Annotated in this window: 23 protein-coding genes; 18 read left to right on the forward strand and 5 right to left on the reverse strand. The window is 37.8% G+C overall.

The features are described from left to right. Positions 1-209: 209 nt before the first annotated feature. From ACRX5O_RS16680 to ACRX5O_RS16710, 7 genes are all read left to right on the forward strand, one after another. Positions 210-1,934 (forward strand): sensor histidine kinase, encoded by a 1,725-nt coding sequence (locus ACRX5O_RS16680; protein WP_433906962.1) that lies wholly within the window; start codon positions 210-212, stop codon positions 1,932-1,934. After that, entirely contained in the window at positions 1,935-3,515 is a 1,581-nt protein-coding gene (locus ACRX5O_RS16685; protein WP_433906963.1) for a response regulator, read from the forward strand. A gap of 40 nt (positions 3,516-3,555) precedes the next feature. Then, positions 3,556-4,872: a multi antimicrobial extrusion protein MatE gene (locus tag ACRX5O_RS16690; protein WP_433906964.1), complete on the forward strand. Its 1,317-nt coding sequence runs from the start codon at positions 3,556-3,558 to the stop codon at positions 4,870-4,872. A gap of 41 nt (positions 4,873-4,913) precedes the next feature. Continuing rightward, positions 4,914-6,338, forward strand: coding sequence for a glucuronate isomerase (gene uxaC / locus ACRX5O_RS16695; RefSeq protein WP_433906965.1), 1,425 nt, complete (start codon positions 4,914-4,916; stop codon positions 6,336-6,338). A 22-nt stretch (positions 6,339-6,360) separates the two neighbouring features. Further along, positions 6,361-7,359 (forward strand): LacI family DNA-binding transcriptional regulator, encoded by a 999-nt coding sequence (locus ACRX5O_RS16700; RefSeq protein WP_433906966.1) that lies wholly within the window; start codon positions 6,361-6,363, stop codon positions 7,357-7,359. Between the two features lie 61 nt (positions 7,360-7,420). Then, positions 7,421-8,887, forward strand: a complete 1,467-nt coding sequence (locus ACRX5O_RS16705) for a tagaturonate reductase (protein ID WP_433906967.1) — start codon at positions 7,421-7,423, stop codon at positions 8,885-8,887. A gap of 12 nt (positions 8,888-8,899) precedes the next feature. After that, positions 8,900-10,393 (forward strand): UxaA family hydrolase, encoded by a 1,494-nt coding sequence (locus ACRX5O_RS16710; protein ID WP_433906968.1) that lies wholly within the window; start codon positions 8,900-8,902, stop codon positions 10,391-10,393. A 41-nt stretch (positions 10,394-10,434) separates the two neighbouring features. On the opposite strand, the gene ACRX5O_RS16715 is transcribed toward ACRX5O_RS16710, so the two are convergent. Then, on the reverse strand, positions 10,435-11,313 hold the full coding sequence (locus tag ACRX5O_RS16715; RefSeq protein ID WP_433906969.1) for a MurR/RpiR family transcriptional regulator: 879 nt from the start codon (positions 11,311-11,313) through the stop codon (positions 10,435-10,437). Positions 11,314-11,541: 228 nt separating this feature from the next. On the opposite strand from ACRX5O_RS16715, the gene ACRX5O_RS16720 reads away from it, so the two are divergent. Beyond that, a complete protein-coding gene (locus tag ACRX5O_RS16720) occupies positions 11,542-12,972 on the forward strand; it encodes a 6-phospho-beta-glucosidase (protein WP_433906970.1) in 1,431 nt (476 codons plus the stop codon). Positions 12,973-13,053: 81 nt separating this feature from the next. Here the strand turns inward: ACRX5O_RS16720 and ACRX5O_RS16725 are convergent, their stop codons facing one another. Next, positions 13,054-13,533 carry a hypothetical protein gene (locus ACRX5O_RS16725; protein ID WP_433906971.1) on the reverse strand — a complete coding sequence of 160 codons (480 nt, stop codon included), beginning with the start codon at positions 13,531-13,533 and terminating at the stop codon, positions 13,054-13,056. A gap of 168 nt (positions 13,534-13,701) precedes the next feature. Between ACRX5O_RS16725 and ACRX5O_RS16730 the strand changes: the two genes are divergently transcribed. Next, the gene (locus ACRX5O_RS16730; RefSeq protein ID WP_433906972.1) at positions 13,702-14,049 is read left to right on the forward strand and encodes a DUF805 domain-containing protein; all 348 of its coding nucleotides are present in this window, start codon (positions 13,702-13,704) and stop codon (positions 14,047-14,049) included. A 53-nt stretch (positions 14,050-14,102) separates the two neighbouring features. On the opposite strand, the gene ACRX5O_RS16735 is transcribed toward ACRX5O_RS16730, so the two are convergent. Beyond that, complete coding sequence (locus ACRX5O_RS16735) at positions 14,103-15,770, reverse strand: ribonuclease J (RefSeq protein ID WP_433906973.1); 1,668 nt, start codon at positions 15,768-15,770, stop codon at positions 14,103-14,105. Between the two features lie 130 nt (positions 15,771-15,900). Between ACRX5O_RS16735 and ACRX5O_RS16740 the strand changes: the two genes are divergently transcribed. Further along, positions 15,901-16,401, forward strand: a complete 501-nt coding sequence (locus ACRX5O_RS16740; RefSeq protein ID WP_433906974.1) for a hypothetical protein — start codon at positions 15,901-15,903, stop codon at positions 16,399-16,401. After that, positions 16,398-16,895, forward strand: coding sequence for a hypothetical protein (locus ACRX5O_RS16745; protein ID WP_433906975.1), 498 nt, complete (start codon positions 16,398-16,400; stop codon positions 16,893-16,895). The genes ACRX5O_RS16740 and ACRX5O_RS16745 overlap by 4 nt, the downstream gene beginning before the upstream one ends. 39 nt (positions 16,896-16,934) lie before the next feature. Here ACRX5O_RS16745 and ACRX5O_RS16750 read toward each other — a convergent pair whose 3' ends face one another. Then, positions 16,935-17,549 carry an acetate uptake transporter gene (locus tag ACRX5O_RS16750; RefSeq protein WP_119707779.1) on the reverse strand — a complete coding sequence of 205 codons (615 nt, stop codon included), beginning with the start codon at positions 17,547-17,549 and terminating at the stop codon, positions 16,935-16,937. Positions 17,550-17,830: 281 nt separating this feature from the next. On the opposite strand from ACRX5O_RS16750, the gene ACRX5O_RS16755 reads away from it, so the two are divergent. Beyond that, positions 17,831-18,334, forward strand: coding sequence for a GNAT family N-acetyltransferase (locus tag ACRX5O_RS16755; RefSeq protein WP_433906976.1), 504 nt, complete (start codon positions 17,831-17,833; stop codon positions 18,332-18,334). A 52-nt stretch (positions 18,335-18,386) separates the two neighbouring features. Here ACRX5O_RS16755 and ACRX5O_RS16760 read toward each other — a convergent pair whose 3' ends face one another. Next, the gene (locus tag ACRX5O_RS16760) at positions 18,387-19,091 is read right to left on the reverse strand and encodes a response regulator transcription factor (protein ID WP_433906977.1); all 705 of its coding nucleotides are present in this window, start codon (positions 19,089-19,091) and stop codon (positions 18,387-18,389) included. Between the two features lie 132 nt (positions 19,092-19,223). On the opposite strand from ACRX5O_RS16760, the gene ACRX5O_RS16765 reads away from it, so the two are divergent. The 6 genes from ACRX5O_RS16765 (at position 19,224) to ACRX5O_RS16790 (ending at position 24,279) form a co-directional block, all read left to right on the forward strand. After that, positions 19,224-20,171 (forward strand): alpha/beta hydrolase, encoded by a 948-nt coding sequence (locus ACRX5O_RS16765; protein ID WP_433906978.1) that lies wholly within the window; start codon positions 19,224-19,226, stop codon positions 20,169-20,171. A gap of 21 nt (positions 20,172-20,192) precedes the next feature. Beyond that, a complete protein-coding gene (locus ACRX5O_RS16770; RefSeq protein ID WP_433906979.1) occupies positions 20,193-21,815 on the forward strand; it encodes a flavin-containing monooxygenase in 1,623 nt (540 codons plus the stop codon). Between the two features lie 105 nt (positions 21,816-21,920). Next, a complete protein-coding gene (locus ACRX5O_RS16775; protein ID WP_433906980.1) occupies positions 21,921-22,511 on the forward strand; it encodes a histidine phosphatase family protein in 591 nt (196 codons plus the stop codon). A gap of 124 nt (positions 22,512-22,635) precedes the next feature. Continuing rightward, positions 22,636-23,187: a P-loop NTPase family protein gene (locus ACRX5O_RS16780; protein ID WP_433906981.1), complete on the forward strand. Its 552-nt coding sequence runs from the start codon at positions 22,636-22,638 to the stop codon at positions 23,185-23,187. Beyond that, positions 23,162-23,803 (forward strand): Type 1 glutamine amidotransferase-like domain-containing protein, encoded by a 642-nt coding sequence (locus ACRX5O_RS16785; protein ID WP_433906982.1) that lies wholly within the window; start codon positions 23,162-23,164, stop codon positions 23,801-23,803. Before ACRX5O_RS16780 ends, ACRX5O_RS16785 begins: the two co-directional genes overlap by 26 nt. Continuing rightward, positions 23,803-24,279 carry a GNAT family N-acetyltransferase gene (locus ACRX5O_RS16790; protein WP_433906983.1) on the forward strand — a complete coding sequence of 159 codons (477 nt, stop codon included), beginning with the start codon at positions 23,803-23,805 and terminating at the stop codon, positions 24,277-24,279. Before ACRX5O_RS16785 ends, ACRX5O_RS16790 begins: the two co-directional genes overlap by 1 nt. Positions 24,280-24,407: the final 128 nt, after the last annotated feature.

The raw sequence follows: 24,407 nt of genomic DNA on the forward strand, positions 1-24,407 counted from the left end.
CATACGTTATGAGTTTTCCTTTTTTCATTAAATCTACCCATTTACCGATATCGACAAATAAGGTAAATTAGTAAATAGGATAATTTTAGAAAAAGGAATGGAGTAGAAGCAGATAGATTGTAAACGCTTCCTATGTATCTATGAGAAATAAGTTTATCAAATTTATAAAAAGGTATTTTTTATTTTCTCTCAGGTCAACGATTATTTCATTGTTTCTTCCAGTCATTATTTTTTTCATTGCTTTTACTGGGTGGATTTCCTATCAGCTCGCTGTGACACAATTAGAAGAAAATGCGTATAAAAATGTGGATGATACCGTATTTCAAACGAAGGCTTATTTAGAAAACAGACTGTATGATATTTTTGAACAGTTAGTTGCTTTTTCTAATGATCCCTCCACATTAGACATAATTAATTCAGAGTCAAAAGAAATTGATCCAGATGATTATATTGAAATGAACAACAAACTGAAAATGATTCACCTAAACTTCAATTCAATTATCGAATCGATTTTTGTGGATATGCACAATGGCAAGTTTACGATCTATCGAAGCGATTACCGAATGAAGTTCAAGCAGTTCCCTTATAAGGAGTATGCCAAGCAGTATCAAGGTAGCAAGGAAGGGTTTTATTGGCATAACGAACATATTGATGATATTTTTGCCAGTGAGGCTGAGGTTGTAAGCGTTTTTAAGCTAATTGGTACGGACAGCTCTGAGGCAAATGGGGTTTTATTGTTTAATTTGCGTACCGATTTTTTTGAAAATGTACTTAATAAATCGTTAATTGGTGAACATGGCTTTCTTACTCTTGTAAGCCCTGATGGAACCTTTAATTCAAAAGCAGTCCCCGAACAGTATCGTTTGGATTCAAAGGAAGTACAATACTTAGAAACGTTACAAGAGGAAAAGGGGAGATATGAGTTTCAGAATGCGGATGGAAAAAAGATGACCATTATTTACGATACCATTGGTGTGAACAAATGGAAGGTTGCCGCCGTGTTTCCGACGGATGAAATATTAAAGAAAGCCAATTATATTAAATACGTAACGCTGATCGTTATTTTAATTTTAACCGTTATAGCTATTTTAATTGCCAACTTTTTCGCAAAGTACATTACGAATCCTGTATCGGTTCTTGTTCAGCAAACAAAGCAAATCAACGAAAATAATTTGAATCTTACCTTTCATACGACTGGTCCAAAGGAAATTCAAATTTTAAATACAGCGATGGATGAGTTGATGGTTCGAATCAATACGCTGCTGGAGCAAATTAGACTAGAACAGGATGAAAAGAGACAACTAGAATTCTCTGTCTTGCATGCACAAATTAATCCCCACTTTTTATATAACACTCTTTATTCAATTAAAGGACTATCTGACATGGGAATGAATAAAGAAGCTAGCAGTATGATTACTGCTTTATCTAACTTCTTTCGTATAAGTATTAGTAGAGGGAAGGAGATTATCAGCTTAGAGGAAGAGCTTGCTCATATCAAAAATTATCTTATTATTCAGGAAATGAGATACGGTGATGATTTTTCGTATCAAATTCAGATAGATCCCAGTCTACTAAAATACAAAATTGTCAAACTAACTCTACAGCCCCTTATTGAAAATGCTATTTATCATGGAGTGAAGCAAAAACGTGGGAAGGGAGAGATTATTGTGAACGGCTATGAATCAGAGGATCATATTTATCTGGAAGTCGTTGACAATGGCTCAGGCATTAGCTATGACAGACTTAGCGAGATAAGGGAGGAGCTCTCTAGTCGAAAGGTTCATTCCCCAACCATCGGCATAGGGCTTAGAAGTGTGCATGAACGAATTAAGATGCACTTCGGAGAACCGTACGGGTTAATGGTTGAAAGTGAGGAAGGTGTAGGAACACACTCTTTGGTTACGATCCCAAAAACATGGGGAGGAGTGGGCTAAATGTATAAGGTTGTAATAGTTGATGATGATCGAATTATCCGTAAAGGCTTATCTAGTGTCATTCCTTGGGCAGAACATGGATTTGAACTCGTTGGGGTGGCTGCTGATGGAGAAGAAGGATTAGAGTTGATAAAAGCAAATCAACCGCAAATTGTTATTTCAGACATCCAAATGCCTTTTATGAATGGTTTGGAGATGACCAAGGCGATCAAGGATCTTGATATGAACACAAAAATCATTTTATTAACGGGATATGAAGACTTTAAGTATGCACACGAGGCCATTAAATTAAAAGCATTTGATTATTTACTAAAGCCGGTTGAAACTAGTGAATTAATTGAAAAACTGATTCAGGCTTCAACGGAATTAACAATAGAATATGAAAAAGAAGCTCAAATTAGTGATAGTCAAGCCTACCTCCAACAAGTGTTTTTGAAGAAACTTTGTCACTCATCCTTTTCAACAACCGAATTAATGAAGGAATTACATGTGCTTGGAATCCAGCCGTATGGTACGTACTCTAGCGCTCTCTACGTAAAAATGGATCAAGTGGAATTTGAATCACATTCCACCTTAGAAGTAATGAAAGCTAACTTGATAAAGGAGTGCAAAAGTGTCATTGCCAAAAGGGAGATAGAGGCTTATATTCTCCATGCGGAAACGGAGCATTTTGCTATTTTTCTCTTTGATACAGAAACGACAAAGGAGGGTGCTAGGGCAAGAGTAGATGAAATCACTCAAGAGATTCGACTGAATGTTGAAGCTTGCTTCAGTACAACCGTCACTATTTCGACTGGGAGAAGATACCCACATATAGATGGAATAGGCTGCTCTTATTTGGAAGCTAAAAAAGCGATGGAGTTTCGTCATATGATGGGAACGAATCGGGCCTTTTCGATTGAAGAAATTGAAGAAACGAATACTGAAGAAATGGCTATCGAGAATAGACTGGTAGAAGAGTTGATTCGTTATATAACACTTGGGTTACCTGAGAAAGTGACACTTTTACTAGAGGGTGTAAAGAAGGATATTATTAGTACGAAAATGGTTTCTCTTGAGGAAATCATTTTACTAGCTATTAGGTGCATTCATTTAATGCTTCATGAAGCGAGCATTATGGCTAAAACATGGGATTATTCAAGATTTACTCAATCGGAAAGTAAGTTGATGAAGATGCAGACCATTGATGAGATCTTTTTAGAAATAACGAACATCTCAATTGATTTAGCTAGCTTTGTGAAAGAATTAAACAGAAATCAGAAGCATTCTCTTGTTGATAAAGCAATTTGGTTTATTAAAGAAAATTATCATGAGTCAAGTGTGAATCTGCAAATGGTAGCAGAACAGGTACATGTGAGTTCCGCGTACTTGAGCAATTTGTTTAAAGTTGAAAAAGGATTTAATTTTGGCGACTTTCTGCTCGAAACGAGAATGAAGAAGGCGATGGAACTGTTTAGAACAACTGATTGTAAAACCTATGAAGTGGCAGAAAAAGTAGGATACTCAAATCCCCAATATTTCAGTAGCAGTTTTAAAAAATACACTGGATATTCTCCGGCAGAATTTAAACGACTGAAGTAAATGACGACTTTATTCGGGAGAATGGATTGGGGTGAATGGCATGAAAACGGATAAAAAGGCATACACCTTAATGAAAATGCTCATATTTTTTATTCCATTAGCGGTATCGGCTAGTTTAACTTCCATTTCACATGTTATTATCAATGGGACTTTAAGCCGATCGGATCACGCAGAAATGATTATCGCCAATTATGCTATTGCAGTTGCATTATTTGGCATCATTGAACGCCCAGTCCTTGTGTTTAGACAGATGAGTTCAACATTGGCAAAGGGGAGGTTGGCGTTTGATCAAATTGCTCTCTTTTTCTGGAAATCATCTCTTATTATCACAGCCATTTGTCTTCTGATTGGCTTAACAAAGTTCGGTGATTGGGTGTTCGAATATGGGTTCCAAGCAGAAAGTAAATCAATCCCGTCTTTAAAGATGACTTTTCTAGTTTTGTCAGGGGTTATCCTATTCTCAGGATTACGTTGCTTATATCAAGGCGTAATTATTGAGCAACTAGAAACAAAATGGATAACGATTGGAGTTGTCATTAGACTCTTAGGAATGTTCGCCTTTGCAGGTTATTTAACTTCGACCAATCATTCTTCAACAAGTATGACCGGAGCCATGATATTTTTGGTGGGGATGGCGATTGAATCCGTGATCAGTGTATGGAGAGGAATCAGAATTGTTCAGAAGAAACCGAAAGAAAGTGAGAAACATTTAAACGCAAAAGAAATTCGTTCCTTTTACTTTCCGTTGGTCTTTTACTTGTCCTTTCAGACTCTGTTGATTCCTGGTATCTATGCTTTACTAGCCAAAATTAATGATGTGCATCTTGGGATTGCTTCGTTTGCTCTAGCCTTTAGTATTACTAATTTGATCTTAAGCTTTTTTATGTATACTCATCAAATGGTCCTCCAGTTTTATCAAAATAGTAGAAGGGTTGTCATCAAGTGTGTAGTGGTTTTTAGTATCATTCCTACTTTCTTGTTAGGAATTCTATGCTTTACGCCGATGGGGCTTTGGTTTATGATTACGGTATTAGGTACCAATGAAGAATTAGCAAGGGAAACTTTACAAGTTTTAGTGTTTTTTATCATTAAAACAGCTGTTTTTCCGTGGGTTGATTATTTTGGAGGGATTCTTATGCTCCGAAAAAATACTAAATCTCTTCTTATCCCACAAGTGCTAAACATCGTCTTTGCTGTTTTAATCCTGTTTTTTCTAGTAGACATATTCCCATCTTGGAACGGAAAAAACGGTAGCATTGCTGCTTCAATAGGTGAGTTAATTGGCCTTATTGCCATAGCAGTCGTTGTATCAAGAAATAGAAAGCATCACCGATTAACCAAAAAGAAAGTCGTTTGATGAAAAATGTTAACGTTAACAATAAAAGAGGATGTGAACCTATGGAAAAGTTTATGGGAAGTAATTTTTTATTGAAAAATGATACAGCTGTTACTTTATTTCATGATTATGCAAAAGAAATGCCAATCATCGACTACCATTGTCACTTAAATCCAAAGGAAATCTATGAAAACAAGCAGTTCAAAAACATTACCGAAGCTTGGCTGTACGGAGATCATTATAAGTGGAGAGCAATGAGGACCAATGGAATTGCTGAGGAGTATATTACGGGTGATAAATCGGACTATGAGAAATTTCTAGCGTGGGCAAAAACTGTACCAATGACGATCGGGAATCCGTTATACAATTGGACTCATTTAGAGCTTCAACGACTTTTCGGTATTTATGACATATTAAATGAGCAGAGTGCACCGTATATATGGGAAAAAGTAAACACATTGCTGAACAAAGAAGATTATCGTGTCAGAGAGTTAATCGTTAAGTCTAAGGTAAGAGTGATTTGTACGACAGATGATCCAGTCGATACGTTAGAATATCATTCGTTGTTAAAGGAAGAAAAGGATTTTCCTGTGAGTGTCGTTCCAGGATTCCGTCCTGATAAGGGCTTGGAAATTCAGCGAGAAGGCTTTTTAGATTGGGTGGCTAAGCTTTCTGAAGTCTCTAGTATTGATATAGAAAACTATGAGGATTATCTAGCTGCACTCGAGTCTAGAGTTCAGTTCTTTCAATCAGTAGGATGTAGAGTGTCCGACCATGCGTTAGATTCTATGGTATATGAGGAGGCTACCTTTGAAGAGGTCGCTAAGGTTTTTGCCAAAAGAGTAAAAGGAAGTCAAATCTATTTGGAAGAAGAAAAGAAATTTAAAACCTTTACGCTCCTGTTTTTAGGGAAACTTTATGCAGACCTAGATTGGGCAATGCAGTTTCATATCAATGCAAACCGTAATAATAACACGAGAATGATGGCTTCGCTTGGACCGGATACAGGTTATGATTCCATTAACGACGATCAAATTGCTAAGCCATTAGTGAGAATCCTAGATGAATTAGATCGTCATGATAAGCTACCGAAAACCATTCTTTACTCTTTGAATCCTGGCGATAATCATGTAATTGCAAGTATCATAAACAGTTTTCAAGATGGAAAGACGCCTGGGAAAATTCAATTTGGGACTGCGTGGTGGTTCAATGATACAAAGGATGGTATGCTTGATCAAATGAAGGCTTTATCAAATGTAGGGTTATTTAGTCGTTTTATCGGGATGCTAACAGATTCGAGAAGTTTTCTATCCTATACAAGGCATGAATACTTCAGAAGACTCGTTTGTAATTTAATTGGTGAGTGGGTCGAAAACGGAGAGGTCCCCCATGACATGGAATTACTTGGAGGAATTGTGCAGGGAATCTGCTACCACAATGCAAAAGCTTACTTTGCTTTTCAGGAGGTAGAAGTCAAAGCTTTTTAATGATCCAAAAAGGAAGGTCAATATGATTACGATTAAAGATATTGCTAGATTGGCGAACGTATCGCATACAACTGTTTCAAGAGCACTGAATAATAGTCCATTAATTAAAGAGCCAACGAAACGGAAGATACTTGAAATTGCCTCCCAGCTCAACTATACACCTAACGTAAATGCGAAAAGTTTAGTCATGCAAAAATCACATACGATTGGTCTGTTTTTAACAAGCATTAGTAACGGAACGTCGTCTAGCTTTCTCGCTGACACGATCAAGGGCGCTAACAGTAGGATAACAAATGAGTACAATTTATTCATCCGAGGAATCGATGATTACGAAGACTATACAAGTATCAATCCACAAAGATTTGACGGCATTATTTTGATGAGTCAGAGTGTTTCAGACAATTCCTTTATCTATCATGTGCTGCAAAAAGAAATTCCTTTAGTTGTTCTTAACAGAGAAGTAGAAGAGACTAATATTCCCAATGTGTTAAGTAATGATACAGAAGGAGCGCGTATGGCAGTGGATCACTTAATCACAAATGGCCATCACCACATTGCCATTATTGAGGGAACACCAAGTTTTAAATCTTCACACATGCGGAAGGAAGGCTATCTTCAAGCGTTAATGGAAGCTGGGATACCGATTAAAAAGGAATACAGTATTCAAGGGAATTATGATATGGAAAGTGGATCTCAAGCGATGGAACAATTGCTTTCCCTAACATCTCTGCCCACGGCTGTATTTTGTTCGAATGACGATATGGCTATTGGTGCTATGAATACGGTTTTTGCTCGAGGGTTAAGTGTACCGAACGATATATCCATTGTAGGTTTTGATGATATTGGTTTTTCTCAATATACAACGCCAAGGTTGACAACAGTGAAGCGTCCGGTAGAAGAGATTAGTAGGGTAGGTGTAGAGAGACTTCTTTCACTTATTGGGAGAAAAGAGGAGGAAGTTGAGAGAACGTTTATGAAAACAGAGCTGATTGTTAGGGACTCCGTTAGGATGCTATCATAGCATCCAATGGTTTTAAATAAAAATGTTAACGTATGCATTAAATAAAAGGAGGGAGTTTATATTGCAAAGGTTAAATCGAAGCAGCTATCCTGAGTCCAAATCATATCCTGAAAGAGTTCTTCAATTTGGTGAAGGGAATTTTCTAAGGGGATTCGTAGACTGGCAAATACAAGTTTTAAACGAGAAGGCTGACTTTAATGGAAGTGCAGTCGTTATACAACCAAGAGGGTTCGATAAAATTGAGAGACTGAATCGTCAGGATGGATTATACACTTTATATTTACAGGGCATGAAAGAGGGACGTCCTGTAAATGAATTTCAGGTGATAGATTCCATCAGTAGAGGAATTAATCTGTTTACTGATTATGATGAGTACGTCAAATTAGCAGCTAACGAGGAGCTTCGATTTATTGTGAGCAACACAACCGAGGCTGGCGTTGCTTTTCATCCGGAAGATCGGTTGGAGGATCGGCCACAGAAAAGTTTTCCTGCAAAATTGACGGCGTTTCTATACTATCGATTCAAAGCGTTTTCTGGTGATGTGGACCAAGGATGCATCATTATCCCTTGTGAACTGATAGAAAATAATGGTCAGGTTCTGAAAGAAATAGTCTTGAAATATGCTAAGCTTTGGAATTTGAATGCTGAGTTTATTCAGTGGATTCATCACGCAAATACGTTTTGCTCAAGTCTTGTTGACCGAATTGTACCAGGATATCCAAGTGACACCATTGAAGAGAAAACAAAGGAACTTGGGTTTATAGATGAATTAATAGTTGTTGGTGAGCAGTATCATCTTTGGGTCATTGAGGGTCCGCAATCTCTTTATAATGAGCTACCGGTAAAGGACACAGGGTTGAATACTATTGTTGTGGATGATTTGGCTCCTTATCGCACAAGAAAGGTAAGAATACTAAACGGAGCACATACCGCCATGACACCTGTTGCCTATTTATCTCATCTCGAAACGGTTGAAGACGCTGTCAATGATCCTGAGGTTGGTGTATTTCTGAAAGAAATGATTACCGAGGAAATTATTCCCACTCTTGAAGGCGAGGGAAAAGAGCTTTCTTTGTATGCTGATGAAGTACTCAGCCGATTTGCCAATCCTTATATTAAGCATTACTTAATGAGTATTTCTTTAAACTCCATTTCAAAGTTTCAAACAAGAAATATCACAGCATTTCTAGATTACATGAATCATAAGCATGAGTTGCCAAAAAGGATGGTGTTTTCATTAAGCTCGCTTATTTACTTTTATCGAGGGAAAAGAGGAGAAGAAAATATTGACCTTCAGGATCAGTTAGAGACACTTCAATTTTTTCATGACGTATGGAAGCGCTATGAGGAGAAGATGGTCTCCTTACATCAATTGACAGAAGAAGTGTTGAGTAATGAACAATTATGGGGAAGGAATCTGGCTGTCATTCCGAAACTTGTTGAGATGGTAGCTAATCATCTTTTGCAAATAGAAGAAAACGGAGTTCGGAACGCGTTAAAAGAGTTGAATGAAAAAGTATGTAAGTGAGGAGGGGCATCAATGAAGAAAGTGTTGAAAATACATGAGAACGACAATATCATACTAGCTTTACAAAACATAAAAGCAGGGGAAGAGCTTTTAGTAGATGAAATATCTCTTACTGTAAAAGAAGAGATTTATCGAGGACATAAAATCGCTCTTAGAGATATCCAAGAACAAGAGGATATCGTTAAATATGGTTATCCAATCGGTCATGCTCTGTCACCCATTCGCGCGGGTGAACTTGTTCATACCCATAATACTCGAACCAATTTATTAGGGACAGAGGACTACGAGTATGTTCCGAATCAAACGGTAAATCCGTATGGGAACGAAAACCGTACCTTTAAAGGGTATAAAAGAGATAACGGAACAGTTGGGATTCGTAATGAGCTGTGGATTGTGCCGACAGTAGGATGTGTAAATGGAATTGCTGAAAAGATTATCAAGCGTTTTGAAAAACAAGTTGGTACGGAAAATCCATTTGATAATGTACTAGTTTTAAAGCATAGCTATGGATGTTCTCAGCTTGGAGATGATCACGAGAATACAAAACAAATTCTCGTTAACGCGGTGAATCATCCAAATGCAGGGGGAGTCCTTGTATTAGGGCTCGGTTGTGAAAATAATGAGCTTCCTGAATTTAAAAAATCGCTTGGAGAAATCAATGAACATCGGGTGAAATTTCTCGTTTCACAGGCTGTGACGGATGAAATTGAAGAAGGATTAAAGCTCGTTATGGAAATCTATGAAGCTGCAAAACAGGATCAAAGAGTTGATGTACCATTATCAGAATTGAAAATTGGCTTGAAATGCGGAGGTTCTGATGGATTTTCTGGTATTACCGCAAACCCACTTTTAGGAAGGTTTTCTGATTATCTTATCGCACAAGGAGGTACAACCGTATTAACCGAAGTTCCAGAAATGTTTGGAGCAGAGAAAATATTAATGGAACGAGCTGAAAATGAAGACGTTTTTCATAAGGTTGTTCATTTAATCAACGATTTTAAGGGATATTTTCTTGCCCATAATCAACCGGTCTATGAAAATCCTTCCCCAGGGAATAAGGCGGGTGGCATCACGACACTTGAGGATAAATCCCTTGGTTGTACTCAGAAAGCAGGAACCTCTAAAGTTGTTGATGTATTGAAGTATGGGGAAGTACTTAGGGTAAATGGGTTAAATCTTCTAAGTGCACCTGGAAATGATTTAATTGCATCAACGGCATTAGCCGCTGCAGGCTGTCATATGGTTTTATTTACAACTGGAAGAGGGACTCCATTTGGTACTTTTGTCCCAACGATGAAAATATCTACGAATTCTCAAATCTATGAAACCAAACCCCACTGGATCGACTTTAATGCAGGAATACTTCTAGAGGAAGACGTATCATCTGAACAGGTACTTCATGATTTTGTTACCTATATTATCGAAGTGGCAAGTGGGGAATGGGTTAATAACGAGAAGAACGATTTCAGGGAGATTTCCATTTTTAAAAGTGGAGTTACTTTGTAAATATAGGCCTGCTTTAACGGATGTTCGCTAAAGCAGGCTTTTTAGTTTTCTTCTAATACGATACTGCTAACCACTCTTTCTTCTGTATTCTTGGCAACTTTCGTTTTGTATTCTAGATTTTCGTGATAGTTCATTTTGAAAATACAAGAATAAAGGATATCCAAAATCAAGTGAATGGAGTTATTGGTTGAATAGTAGCCAATTTTTGAATACAGTTTTTCACGGGTAGAAATGTATAACGTACAATCTGAATAGTTTTTTAAACTGTTTTCGCTAAGACTCGTTAAAGAAATAATAGGTGTTTTTCTGTCCTTCAATACCTTGGCAATCTTAATAACCTCGTCCGATTCACCAGAATACGAGATTAAAATCGCTGTGTGTTTAGGCGTAGAATTGTTTGCTACAAAAATTTGCTCTTCAGGAACATTCATTAATTCCACATGACGATTAATACGAAGCATTTTGTGCTTGAAGTCATACGCCATTAACAGGGAGTTGCTTATTCCATATATATTAATGATGTCAGCCTTTGCTAGTAGTTTCGTCGCTTTCCTTAATTCCTCATTTTTTAAAAGTGCCAATGTATCTTCGACAGTTTCGGTTGCTAAATGACCAATTTTTGAAGCGATGCTCATCAAGCTATCTTGTGGTTCAAAAGGGAAATTTGGATCAATATTTGAAAAATGCTGGTTTAAATAGTGGATCTCCTCAAGATATTTCTCTTTTAACTCATTCCAGCCGCTAAATCCTAATTTTTGTGACAAGCGAACAACAGTAGAAGGGGAAGTAAAGGTAGCATGAGCTAAATCCTTCGTTGACAAGTGCTGGATATTTTCCTTTTCTTTTAATATATATGTCGCAAGTACTTCTTCGGACTTTGATAAAGAGTCCATTGATTCAAGCTTATTTGAGATGATCATAATGTAATTATTTTACTCCTTTTTAAAAAGGTATTTCATTATTTGATGAAAAAAGGTAGAAAAAAATAGAATGCCATTCTAACCTGCTTGGAAAGTCTTTCACTCCAAATATTCTTCCTATACTATATTACTATAAGTTAGTGAATGAAATAAACATGAAGCTTATAGGCTGTTTAGTTTCGGACATGATAAGCGGAGTGATTTTAATAGTAAACGGAGGAACAAACCATGGCATTTCAAGAGAACTTTTTATGGGGCGGAGCAGTTGCTGCACATCAAGTAGAAGGTGGATGGAATAAAGGTGGAAAAGGCCCGAGTGTGGCTGACGTAATGACTGCTGGCGCACACGGTGTCCCGAGACAAATTACGGATGGAGTTTTAGAAGGTAAGTTTTATCCTAACCATGAAGCCATTGATTTCCACGGCAATTATAAAGAAGATATTGCACTATTTGCAGAAATGGGCTTCAAATGCTTCCGTACAAGTATTGCTTGGACGCGTATTTTTCCAAAAGGTGACGAAGTGGAGCCAAACGAAGAAGGCTTACAATTTTATGATGATATGTTTGATGAGTTATTAAAGCATGGCATTGAACCTGTCATAACGTTAAGTCACTTTGAAATGCCTTATCATCTAGTGAAGGAATACGGTGGTTGGCGTAACCGTAAAGTGATTGAATTCTTTGTTCACTATTCGAAAACGGTGATGGAACGTTACAAAAACAAAGTGAAGTACTGGATGACCTTTAACGAAATCAATAACCAAAAAAATACAGCCAATCCACTGTTTGTTTGGACCTGCTCTGGTGTTCAATATAAGGAAGGCGAAAATAGAGAAGAAATCATGTACCAAGCGGTTCACCATGAGCTTGTTGCAAGTGCACTAGTAGTGAAGGAAGGACACAAAATTAACCCTGACTTCCAAATTGGATGTATGGTTTCGTTCGTACCTATTTACCCATTCTCCTGTCATCCTGACGACATGATGCTGCAAGTTGAATCGATGCATGACCGTTGGTTCTTTGCCGATGTACATGCAAGAGGACATTACGGTGCATATGCCCTAAAAGAGTGGGAAAGAAAAGGTTATAACATTAAAATGGAGCCTGAGGATGCACAAATTCTTGCAGACGGAACAGTGGATTATATAGGATTCAGTTACTATATGTCTGATGCTGTAAAAAGCGGTGTAAATCAGGTAGATGAAAATGACGTGGTGGGTTCTAGCTCAAGTGTTAAAAACCCATTCGTTAAAGCATCTGATTGGGGCTGGCAAATTGACCCAGTTGGATTAAGATATTCTTTAAATCAATTATGGGAAAGATACGAACTTCCATTATTTATCGTTGAAAATGGCTTCGGTGCTGTTGATGTGAAGGAAGAAGATGGAAGTGTAAACGATGACTATCGTATTGACTACCTACGCTCACATATTCAAGAAATGGAGAAAGCCATCGAACTAGATGGAGTTGAATTAATGGGTTACACTCCATGGGGCTGTATTGATTGTGTATCTTTTACAACAGGTGAAATGAAAAAGCGCTACGGTTTTATCTATGTTGACAAAGACAACGAAGGTAACGGAACTCTAGAACGATCCAAGAAAAAGTCTTTTGACTGGTATAAAAATGTCATTGCAACAAATGGAAAAGAGCTTTAATTAATGATAAAAAACTGACTTTGGGTTTGATACCAAAGTCAGTTTTTTTTTAGTTATGATTGCATTGGATCATTTCCTTCATTATTTTCGAACTCTTCTAGATAAAAGGGCGGCGTGACCTAGCATGATTCCAGCAACAGCAGAGGCGATCAGAGTAATAAGTGCAGGTGGGATATTATCATAGATAGGTCTAAAAATATTGATTAGTAAGCCCCATAATCCGAAGCCAATCATACCGTATAATGAAAAACTTTTGATGTTCTTAAAAATGATCCCCAGTAATGCTCCAGAGATAAGGCCCATAATGACACCGACAATGGGTAAGCTAAGGTCAAATATTGACATGGAAATAAACATGGGAATGGTAAATCCAATAACAAAACCAAAGGCTCCGAGTAAGGAAGTGAGTATCGTAAACTTAATACTCCGAGCTGGAATACTTAGCATGGCACTACCGATTAACCCCATAAAAAAGATCGCAAAGATGAAATAGTCACCTGACAGTCCAACAACTAACCCGCCTATCCCGAAGCCTAAAGCGCCTAAATACCGAACATTCACCTTCATCCCTCCCTAAAATTACCCTTAGGATATATATATTCAGGTCTATGGAAGAAGGTTTTTAAATAGTCGAAACATACTTGAAATCACGTAGTGAATAACTCAAAGAAGGTTTGTGCAATATAATCTATACCTGTTTAGCACACTTCATTCTTGGAGGGTCATAAAATGCAATGGTATACAAAAGTTTTAAAGAATTATGTTGGTTTCCAAGGGAGAGCTAGGAGAAAAGAGTACTGGATGTTTTTCCTATTTAATTTTCTCTTTACCATTTTGTTCTCAATTATTGAAATGATGCTCGGTCTTGGAGGAATTCTATCCGGGATATACGGATTAGCTGTTTTGTTACCTTCAATCGCTGTTAGTGTACGCCGCCTGCATGATATAGGAAGGACAGGGTGGTGGATGTTGCTCTCCTTTATCCCTGTAATCGGATTAATCGTACTTCTAGTATTTGCAGTGCTTGACAGCCAGCCAGGTGAAAATAAATATGGACCAAATCCAAAGGGCCAATGAAAAAATAACCACCTATATTGAATAGGTGGTTATTTTTTTATTTTCCAAGGCACTTAAATTTCTATAATTACCGGCAAAATCATCGGTTTTCTCTTTGTTTGAGTAAATAAGTAATGACCAACTGATTTTTTGATATTTTGTTTCATAACATTCCACTGTCGAACGTTTTCTGCTTGTAAATCATTAACCGTCTTTTTTGTCAAACGATTGATTTCTCTAATTAAATCTTCGGAATCCTTAACATATACAAATCCTCTTGTGATTGTATCAGGACCTTGGATGATTTTTCGATCGGCTTTACTAAGGGTAATAACAATAACGACCATTCCATCTTCAGACAGTTGTCTTCGATCTCTAAGGACAATTTCTCCTACATCTCCCACACTGACTCCATCGACATACGTGTCCCCGTTAGGGATGCTCCGAGTCTGAACAGCAGTTCCATTCTCAACATCAACAACATCACCATTTTTAATAATAAAGGTGTTTCCTTTTTCTACACCAACGGACTCTGCTAATAATCGATGATGGTGGAGCATTCGATATTCCCCATGGATAGGGACAAAATAGGTAGGCTTCATTAAAGTAAGCATGAGTTTAAGGTCCTCTTGATAACCATGTCCTGAAACGTGCATTCCGGTTGTACTTCCAGACCCATAAATTACCTTTGCTCCGAGTTGAAACAGATTATCAATGATACGAGAGACATCCTTTTCGTTACCTGGAATTGGAGAAGCAGCTAATATAACTGTATCCCCAGGATAGATCACCATATCTCTGTAATTTCCAGTAGATAACCGAGAGAGGGCAGCCATTGGTTCACCTTGGCTACCGGTACAAAGAACAGCTACTTTTTCTGGAGCCAATTCATTTGCCGATCTTGCGTCAATAATCATACCTTCAGGAATATTAACATAGCCCCGTTCCATTGCTACCTGTACGACATTTACCATACTGCGTCCAACTAAAGCCAGTTTTCGTTTCGTTTTAATAGCTGCATCCACCACTTGTTGAACGCGATTTACATTGGAGGCGAAGGTAGAGACGAAGATTTTTCCATCTGCACGCAGAAAAGCCTCATCCATATGATTTCCTACCATTTCTTCAGAAGGTGTTAATCCTTTTCTCTCAGCATTTGTACTTTCGGAAATTAAAACGAGTACACCTTTTTTACCGATCTCAGCCATTTTGTGTATGTCAGAATGCTGGTGGTTGGCAGGAGTTAAATCGAATTTGAAGTCACCGGTATGTACCACATTTCCCTCAGGAGTATGGATAACAATTCCAAGACAATCGGGAATACTATGACTAACCTTAAAGAAGGAAACTCCGACTTCTCCAAAATTAAGCTCTGATTCCGCATGAACCTCGACAAGTTTGGTATCTCCAGTTAAACGGTGTTCGTCTAACTTCAATTCAATTAACCCTAACGTAAAACGGGTTGCATAAATAGGAACATTTAGTTTTTTGAGAAAATAAGGAATTCCACCAATATGATCTTCATGCCCATGTGTAACAATGAGGGCTCTGATTTTTTCTTTGTTTTCCTCTAAATAAGTTGTATCAGGGATGATTAAGTCTATTCCTAATAAGCTTTCATCAGGGAATTTTCCACCACAATCAATGACGAGCATGTCATCTCCATATTGAACTACATACATATTCTTACCAATTTCATTTACTCCACCAAGAGCGAAAATGGATAATCTATTTTGATTCATATGAAAACCTCCTTTTACCAATGTAGTTTAGGAATAGTGTTCCCATATATAGGTGGGTTATTATTACCATTCAAAGGGAAGTTAGCGAATGAGAGTCTCTTACATAACTGAGTGATATTTGAGGAAAATAATGATAGGTATCAAACAAAAGGAGAGGGTCTATCTGAGTCTTGTTTATATAACCATTACTGCGTGGTTGACGATTCTATTTTTTGCTCTACTCCCACAAAAAGTAAACAGAGCGACAAATGTGATTGTATTTTTTGTTACTTCTATTGTAGATATTAATAAGCTGACGTTAAACCTTTCAACGTTTAGTTTAATTAAGCCAATTATTTCGTATAGCAATTGGTTAGCGTTGGTCGTGTATCGAGATATAACGATGAGTGTAATTTTATTAATTTTTGTTAATGTCTATTTCACAACAAAGGAAAAGAGGGGGAAATGGGGGATAACCATTCTTACATTTTTCCTACTATTGGCTGGTTCGCAGGTGTTACGAGCATTAAATATTATTCAATACACGGGATGGACCATTTACTATGAAATACTTTGTATTGGTGCATTAATAGGAATAACCCTTTTAACTGCTCGTATAGCGACAAGACTTGATGGTGGAAAAACAACATGACTAATATCATATATGATGACGCATTTAATTGGAATGAGTGGACTGTGTTAATCATTATCAGCTTAGGATTTACCCTTTTCTTTCTTCTTCCTAAAAAATTTTCATCATCTGTTACAGTTGTGAACCTGTTATATGGGGTAGTCATTGGCCTAATGTTTGATCATACAATAGCAATTGAACCGATTGACTTTTACGATGTGGGAGATGAATCCAAATACCAGTTATTTGATCTCTTTTCCTATACGATGTATGCTCCAGTGGGGTACCTATATATTTATTTATATGAACAATTACAATTACCTGTAAAAAAATATTGGCTGATCTTATATATTCTTTTCTGGTCTGCTGTTGGGATTGGTGTAGAATACATAGGGATTCTTACAGGGATTTTCCACTACAAAAATGGATATAAGATCACTTATTCCTATCCTATCTACTTATTTGTTCAAGCCTCACAAATCTGGTTATACCATTATCTATTTAAAAGAAAATGAAAGGGAAGCAGTGTTATTACTGCTTCCCTTTCGTACGATTTATTTGAAAATCCCAAATGGTTTCCCGACCGGAATGAACACTTTTCCAAAATGATTGTTTAATACAGCAGCGGCTGACCCATAAAAAGACATAATGGCAATAAGCAATTCAGAGATCGCAGCTACCTCATGGAAAAATTCAGGTGCTATACCGAGAGTGGATAAAGAAAGACCGATAAATAAGAAATCAATAAGAACAAAGATAATAAATAAAACTTTATGTGTTTCCATCGCACCAATCGTCATGTATAAGCTAAACAATAAATAGCCAATAAATGCAATCCCTAGCTGCTTTGGATCAACAGCAAGTGCCGCATTTTCTCCAAAAACACCAAGGTTGATTAACCAAGAAGCCCCTACACCGAACCAGAAAAGGGCAAATGCACCAAATGCGGTTGTGCCGAATGTATTATTATGTTTCGCATCATTGATCGCAGCGAATAGTTGTGCAAAACCACCAAGGAAAATGGCCCAAGGTAGAACAAAAGAAACTCCGTCTGTCCAGCCAAGTTTTTGTGATGATGCAACCAAGGTTACCATAGCTAGTCCAAACAAACCTAGGGCAGAGGGATCAGCCGTAACGACTTGGATTTTTTGTGTTTGATTTTGATTCATGTTGAAATGTTCCTCCTAATTTACAAACATACTTACATAAGATACAAAAATTAATGAAACAGTTCAATGAAAAAAAATAGATGTAAGCGAAGTTTTCATCTTGACTTACAAGTAAAAACATGAAGGAGGAACGTTTTTTCGTTCCTTCCACCATACATATCATTATTTTTGCTCTAATTTTTTCAATTAACCAGTAATAGTTGACACTTTATATTTCATATCGTAAACATTTCTTTCCATGTATAATACGAGTAATAACAAAAAGGTGAGGGAGATTAGAAATGATTAAGATTCACTTACTTAATGAAAACGATGCAGTAGAATACAAAGAAAAAAGAATAGAAGCACTACAAAACCACCCAGAGGCGTTTAGCTCGAGTGTGGAAGAGGAAATGGAGTATTCAATAGAAGTTCATGCTTCAAGACTTCGTGCAGTCAACGCATATACATTTGGTGCTTTTGAAGAAGACAAACTTGTTGGTGTAGTCACTCTTGTTACAGAAATCAAAAGGAAACTCAAGCATCGCTCTGATATTTTTGCAATGTATGTCTCTCCTAAAGTAAGAAGGCAAGGAGTAGGGAAACGATTAATGAATGCCGCAATTGAGAAGGCAAAAGAAATCGGTGGAGTGGAGCAGATATATTTAACGGTTTCATCAAATAATACAGCTGCTAAAAAATTGTATGAATCTTTTGGTTTTGAACTAATCGGAAGTGACTCTCGCTCCATGAAAATAGACAATACTTATATCGGGGAAGATATGATGGCTCTCTACTTCAAGTAAGAAAGCGAGGGAACTCGCTTTCTTTTTCTTTGTTAAAGCGCTTACATAAAAATCATGAAAGGATACCCGTTCGAAACAATTCTCCCACTGCATGTGAGCGGTTGTTTGCTCCGAGTTTTCTGATCGCCGTTTTCACGTACTGCTTGACTGTCATTTCACTAATGTTCATTGAATCAGCCATTTCCTTCGTGCTTTCCCCTTGAGAAATTCTCTTCATCACTTCTAATTCTCTCTTACTTAATGAAGTAGGAGTGTCATTTTCTATGGAATTATGAAGATATTTTCCTACTAGTTTTCCGTATAAAGAAAGTGAAGATAGTGTTTTCTCGTCGAAAACTACCCCTTCCTGAAATTCCGTTGAGCAAATGTAACCGACAACAACAGAGCCAAAACAAATGGGTACGACCAACATAGAATCTACATTCGAAGGAAAAACGTATCTACTGCTGATTTGTTTTAGGTGTTCAATACCAGAACAATATTTTGCCTCGCGTTCTTTAATGGCTGAGTGGATAATGGGTAGAGCGCGAATATCGTCTCTGATCTCTCTAATATGTATGAGTTGTGTAGGGGTTAATTGGATAATTCCTTCGCCTAAATATCCTAAAGGTGAGTAGCGAAATAAGAAGGCATTTTTAGTTGGGAAGAGTTTCAAATAGATGTCGAGAATATGATAGAGCTGTTCCTCATGACTAGCTTGAACTTCAAGCTTTCGAACATGTTCTAAAACGGAGTAATGGGTTGGTATAAAAATCATCTCCTTTTTAGGAAGTGTCTATATCTAAAATTGGGAATATTCAAATTATACAGAAAATATTACGATTTAGGTAGCATATTAAGAAGGAATTTCTAAATATGTAAAAATACCTATTAGAGAGGAAGATGTCCGTTGGCTAATTTAGATCCACAAGCAAAAGTTTATTTAGAAGCGTTCAATCAAATGCCTGCCCTTCACTCAATGGAAGCACAAGCAGTAAGAGATTTGTTTGCACTTGTACCACCAGTAGAAGTAGAACTTGCTCCGTTAGCAAGTGTTGAAGATAGATTAATACCAGTTGGAAACGATGCAGATATCAATGTCCGAATTTATACACCAGAAGGAGAAGGTCCTTTTCCTCTTTTTGTTTATTACCACGGAGGGGGTTGGGTAATAGGGGACTTAGAAACAGCGGATGCAAGTTGCCGGATGTTAGCAAATCGTACAGAGCGAGTGGTTGTGTCAGTAGATTATCGTCTTGCTCCTGAATACAAGTTTCCAGTTCCGGTAGAAGATTCATATGCTGCGCTGAAATGGGTAAAAGAACATGCAACGGAGATAAATGGAAACGCTTCCAAAATTGTGGTTGGTGGTGACAGTGCCGGAGGAAATCTTTCAGCAGCCATGACCCTCCTTTCAAAAGACGAGAAAGGGCCAGAGATTGAAGGTCAAATTTTAATATATCCCGTGACAAGCCTAACCTATGATACAAAGTCATATTTTGAGTTCCAGCAAGGTTTCGGATTAGATCGTGACTTAATGATTTGGTTTGGAAACTATTATATTAACGGAGAAGAGGATGCCAAAAATAAGCTAGCTGCTCCACTTGAAGCTGAGGATGTATCTGGTCTCCCTCCTGCTTACGTGATAACGGCGGAATATGATGTGCTGCGAGATGAAGGGCAGGCATATGCAGATAAATTAAGGAATGCAGGAGTTCAGGTTGAAACGATCTGTGAAGAAGGGCTTGTACATGGTTATTTTACGAATATGGCCGTTTTTCCAGACAGAATTAAAGCTTCCATCTCAAATATTGCTGAATTTTTAAATACGATTAATAAAGAAGTTCACCAGTCATAAAATAGAGTGGAGGGGAATGAAATGAGTTCAACAAAACCGTATGATGCGGTCGTTATTGGTGCAGGCTTTTCAGGATTGTATATGCTGTATCGACTAAGAGAAGCAGGGTTTTCAACAGCAGTATTTGAAGCAGGAGATGGTGTTGGAGGAACTTGGTATTGGAACCGCTATCCTGGTGCTCGCTGTGATTCTGAGAGCATTTACTATAATTATACGTTTTCGGAAGAGTTATATAAAGAATGGACATGGACTTCGAGATATCCGGCCCAGCCAGAGATTTTACGTTATTTAAATTTCGTAGCAGATAAGTTTGATCTTAAAAAGGGCATCCAATTTAAGACACGTGTACAGTCTGCTCACTATAATGAAGATACAAAAAAATGGGAGATACAACTTGATAACGGTACAAGTGTTACAGCGAAGTACTTTATCACAGGGGTTGGATGCCTTTCTGCAGCGAATCTACCTAAATTTAAGGGGTTAGAAAATTTTAAAGGGGAATTCTACCATACCGGACATTGGCCACATGAGGGAGTAAGCTTTAAAGGGAAGAGAGTTGGAATTATAGGTACTGGATCAAGTGGAGTCCAGGCGATTCCTGTAATTGCACAGGAAGCTGAACATCTAACCGTTTTCCAACGTACTCCTCAGTATAGTGCACCTGCTAGAAATCATCCATATAGGGAAGAGTATGTGGAACAAGCGAAGAAAAACTTTTTTGAAATCAAAAAACAAATGCGAGAATCAGCAGGTGGTCAGCCGGCAGTTCCGCCAGATAAATCGGCCCTTGAGGTAACTCCTGAAGAGAGACAAAAAGTCTATGAACATGCATGGGAAAATGGTGGGTTAGGTCTTTTTGCAGCATACTATGATATCACGGTAAACGAAGAGGCGAATGAAACGGTTGCCGAATTTATCCGCGGAAAAATAAAAGAGATAGTTAAAGATCCTGAGACTGCTTCCAAGCTTCTACCAAGCTATTATTATGGTACGAAACGTCCGATTATCGATACGAATTATTATGAAACTTTTAACAGGGAGAATGTAGCTCTTGTTGACGTAAGGAAAAATCCAATCGAAGAAATTACAGCTTCTGGTGTTCGTACATCTGAAGAAGAGTATGAGTTGGATGCGCTTGTCTTTGCGACAGGCTACGATGGTATGACAGGACCCCTTCTCAAAATTGACATTCGTGGAAAGGACGGTGTTTCCTTAAAGGAAAAATGGAATGGCGGAGCTTCTACTCGAACGTATTTAGGAGTAGCAAACGCTGGTTTTCCTAACTTCTTTATGATTACTGGTCCTGAAAGTCCGTCTGTCTTGAGTAATATGCCTGTATCGATCGAACAGCATGTAGAATGGATCGGTGACTGCATTGAGCACTTTGAGAAGCAAGGTGTTGAAACGATTGAGGCAGCAGTTGAGGCAGAAGAGGCGTGGAGCAAGCATTGTCGCGAAGTAGCAGAAGCAACGCTCTTTACAAAAACGGACTCCTGGTATACAGGCGCTAACATCCCTGGAAAACCACGTGGTTTCTTGATTTACTTAGGTGGGGTTGGTGCCTACCGCAAAAAATGTGAGGAGATCGCAGCTAATGGGTATGAAGGGTTTACGATTACGCTAACGAATCAAACAGTCGGGTAATAGACTAGAAGAGATTATGTAAGCGCATAATCTCTTCTTTTTTAATAGGAAAAAGGGAATCTGTGTCGAATTAGTACGTATAACCGCAATCCAGGAGGCAATAAAATGCAAATATTACTGATACGACACGGACAATCAGAAGCTGATTTACTCCATGTACATGAAGGTAGCGCAGATTACCCTCTGACAGAAGAGGGAATAAGACAAGCGGTGAAAATGGCGATCCGGGTGAAAAGGGAATTTCCGCCGCAAATGATATGGGCGAGTACCTATAAAAGGGCATCAAAAACGGCTTCCATTTTAGCAGACGCCATAGGTTGTCCTATTGAATATGTTCATGAGCTACGAGAGCATGATAATGGAGAGATGGCAGGTAAGCCACTCGAAGAGATTCCTTTCCCCTGGCACCTACTACCACACGAAAAGTTTGGGGGATATGGAGAATCAGCGATGGAGTTTCGGGCAAGAGGAGAACAAGTCTTTTCACATATTCTAGCGGTAAGTAGGGAGTATGAGCGTATTGCCATTGTTACCCACGGTGGAATGATTTCAAGAATTCTAGAAAGCTTCCTGAACATCCCCTTTGTTCATAAATCCTTTTTTAAGACGGACGATACAGGTATCTCCCTTTTAGAAATTACCGAACATGGAAAACTCGTAATGTTTACGAATAGTTCCACTCATTTGAAGGAGTAATAGATAAGTATCTTGTTAAAGGGTGTCTTTTGGCACTCTTGTTATCTATTAACCATGTTCTTTTCATCGTATAATGTGACTAGGAACTTTAGGTTTTTGACACAGGGATTGCGGAGTGATTAACATGCAGGTTAAGAAAATACATATAATCGGTTCTGTCGGGAGTGGCAAAACATCTCTTGCGAAAAAACTTTCAAAGGATTTAAACATTCCGCATTATGAATTAGATAATGTTGTATGGAAAAGGTTTCAAACAGGTGATATAAGAAGATCCGAAAAGGAAAGAGATGCATATTTAAGAAATATTGTAAATAGTGATGCGTGGATCAACGAAGGGGTGCATTATCAGTGGGTAACAGAGAGCTTTGTCAATGCAGAACTAATTATATTTTTAGATACACGCTTTTCTAAGCGAACGTACAGAATCATTAAGAGATATTTTCTCCAGCAACTAGGTCTAGAAAAAAGCAATTACAAGTCATCTTTCTCTATGTTTATGCGAATGTTTCGTTGGAATACATATTTTGAAAAAGTAAGTAAACGAGAGATTATACAGCTGTTAAAAGAATTCGATGATAAAGTCATTATTATCCGTGATAACAATGAACTAGAAACATATTTAAAACAGAAGGAAGATGGGGAGGTAGAGGATGCAACGGTTAGTCCTACTCAGTGATATCGATCAACTTCATCCATTTTTAGTTTTTCGTCTGAGAGAACTAATAGGTGGGAAGTCATTTACTCTAGGTTACATTCCTTCCCAAACGGATAGAGAGCGGATTTATTATAATAAAAGTAAGCCGTTTTTTTCCTCCATAGGAATCAACAACTTTGTCTATTTTGATGTGGATGAAGAATACGATGAGCGACGTATGGATGAGTTGTTACGCTGTGACGGAGTATATTTATCAGGGGGAAACACGTTCTCGTTCCTAGAACGTCTAAAGACGCGTGGGATGATTGAAAACATTCAAAGGATGGTGGAAGCTGGGAAACCACTGATAGGAGTCAGTGCCGGTGCTATCATGATGAGTGACACGATTAATATGGCAGGTTTTGTTGATAACAATGCTATAGGGTTGGAGGACTTATGTGGCTTGCAATTGGTACCATTTGAGTTTATGCCACATTGGGGCAAGCATCAATCACAACTAGCCCAACTTAGAGACTATTCGAGTCGTACTGGAAAAAAGATTTATGCTTGTTTTGATGGAAGTGGAATAATTGTTACTGAAGGTAAAGTGGAAGGGTATGGCGATATTGTCGAAATAGGTGTAAAGGAGAAACAATAGTGGAATATAGAGTATCACAGATAAGATCTTTGGATGTAACGGACAAAGAAGTAGCTGAAATCATACTCAAGTTACAAATCCCCTCCTATATGGTGGAGGCAAAGTTGATCAATTTTTATGACATCCCTCCACTTAAGGATACGGTGGAAACGCTTCAGAACTGTGGGGAGAAATTTTTTGGTTATTTTATAGGGAATGAGCTTTGTGGTTCTATATCTTTTAAAGTGGAAGGAAAGACTGTGGATATACACCGACTGACAGTAAACCCCAATTATTTTCGAAAAGGAATTGCCAATCAACTTTTACGCTTTATTGAAGATCAAGTGGAGGGCATTGAGAAGCTCATTGTATCTACTGGATCTGAAAATAAACCAGCTGTCGAGTTTTACTTAAAAAGGGGATTTACGGTTGAAAAGGTGGTACAAGTGAATGAGCAGTTGTCACTTACTTGTTTTGAAAAAAAGATTGCCAGGTAGCTTTTACTACCTGGCAGGTTTGGTTGAGTGAAATCGCAAATAACTGGAGTGGATTGCAAATAAATGCTTGTAATCGCAAATAAATTTTTGAAATAGCAAATAAATTTTTATAATCGCAAAGAAAATCT

Origin of the sequence: Robertmurraya mesotrionivorans (genome assembly GCF_050971805.1) — a bacterium.
Classification (GTDB): domain Bacteria; phylum Bacillota; class Bacilli; order Bacillales; family Cytobacillaceae; genus Robertmurraya_A.

Bases quoted from the DNA above. Each gene is read 5' to 3' on its own strand.
- ACRX5O_RS16685 (WP_433906963.1), top strand. From the start codon at position 1,935: ATGTATAAGGTTGTAATAGTTGATGATGATCGAATTATCCGTAAAGGC.
- ACRX5O_RS16690 (WP_433906964.1), top strand. From the start codon at position 3,556: ATGAAAACGGATAAAAAGGCATACACCTTAATGAAAATGCTCATATTT.
- uxaC (WP_433906965.1), top strand. From the start codon at position 4,914: ATGGAAAAGTTTATGGGAAGTAATTTTTTATTGAAAAATGATACAGCT.
- ACRX5O_RS16700 (WP_433906966.1), top strand. From the start codon at position 6,361: ATGATTACGATTAAAGATATTGCTAGATTGGCGAACGTATCGCATACA.
- ACRX5O_RS16710 (WP_433906968.1), top strand. From the start codon at position 8,900: ATGAAGAAAGTGTTGAAAATACATGAGAACGACAATATCATACTAGCT.
- ACRX5O_RS16715 (WP_433906969.1), bottom strand. From the start codon at position 11,313: ATGATCATCTCAAATAAGCTTGAATCAATGGACTCTTTATCAAAGTCC.
- ACRX5O_RS16720 (WP_433906970.1), top strand. From the start codon at position 11,542: ATGGCATTTCAAGAGAACTTTTTATGGGGCGGAGCAGTTGCTGCACAT.
- ACRX5O_RS16730 (WP_433906972.1), top strand. From the start codon at position 13,702: ATGCAATGGTATACAAAAGTTTTAAAGAATTATGTTGGTTTCCAAGGG.
- ACRX5O_RS16735 (WP_433906973.1), bottom strand. From the start codon at position 15,770: ATGAATCAAAATAGATTATCCATTTTCGCTCTTGGTGGAGTAAATGAA.
- ACRX5O_RS16740 (WP_433906974.1), top strand. From the start codon at position 15,901: ATGATAGGTATCAAACAAAAGGAGAGGGTCTATCTGAGTCTTGTTTAT.
- ACRX5O_RS16745 (WP_433906975.1), top strand. From the start codon at position 16,398: ATGACTAATATCATATATGATGACGCATTTAATTGGAATGAGTGGACT.
- ACRX5O_RS16750 (WP_119707779.1), bottom strand. From the start codon at position 17,549: ATGAATCAAAATCAAACACAAAAAATCCAAGTCGTTACGGCTGATCCC.
- ACRX5O_RS16755 (WP_433906976.1), top strand. From the start codon at position 17,831: ATGATTAAGATTCACTTACTTAATGAAAACGATGCAGTAGAATACAAA.
- ACRX5O_RS16760 (WP_433906977.1), bottom strand. From the start codon at position 19,091: ATGATTTTTATACCAACCCATTACTCCGTTTTAGAACATGTTCGAAAG.
- ACRX5O_RS16770 (WP_433906979.1), top strand. From the start codon at position 20,193: ATGAGTTCAACAAAACCGTATGATGCGGTCGTTATTGGTGCAGGCTTT.
- ACRX5O_RS16775 (WP_433906980.1), top strand. From the start codon at position 21,921: ATGCAAATATTACTGATACGACACGGACAATCAGAAGCTGATTTACTC.
- ACRX5O_RS16780 (WP_433906981.1), top strand. From the start codon at position 22,636: ATGCAGGTTAAGAAAATACATATAATCGGTTCTGTCGGGAGTGGCAAA.
- ACRX5O_RS16785 (WP_433906982.1), top strand. From the start codon at position 23,162: ATGCAACGGTTAGTCCTACTCAGTGATATCGATCAACTTCATCCATTT.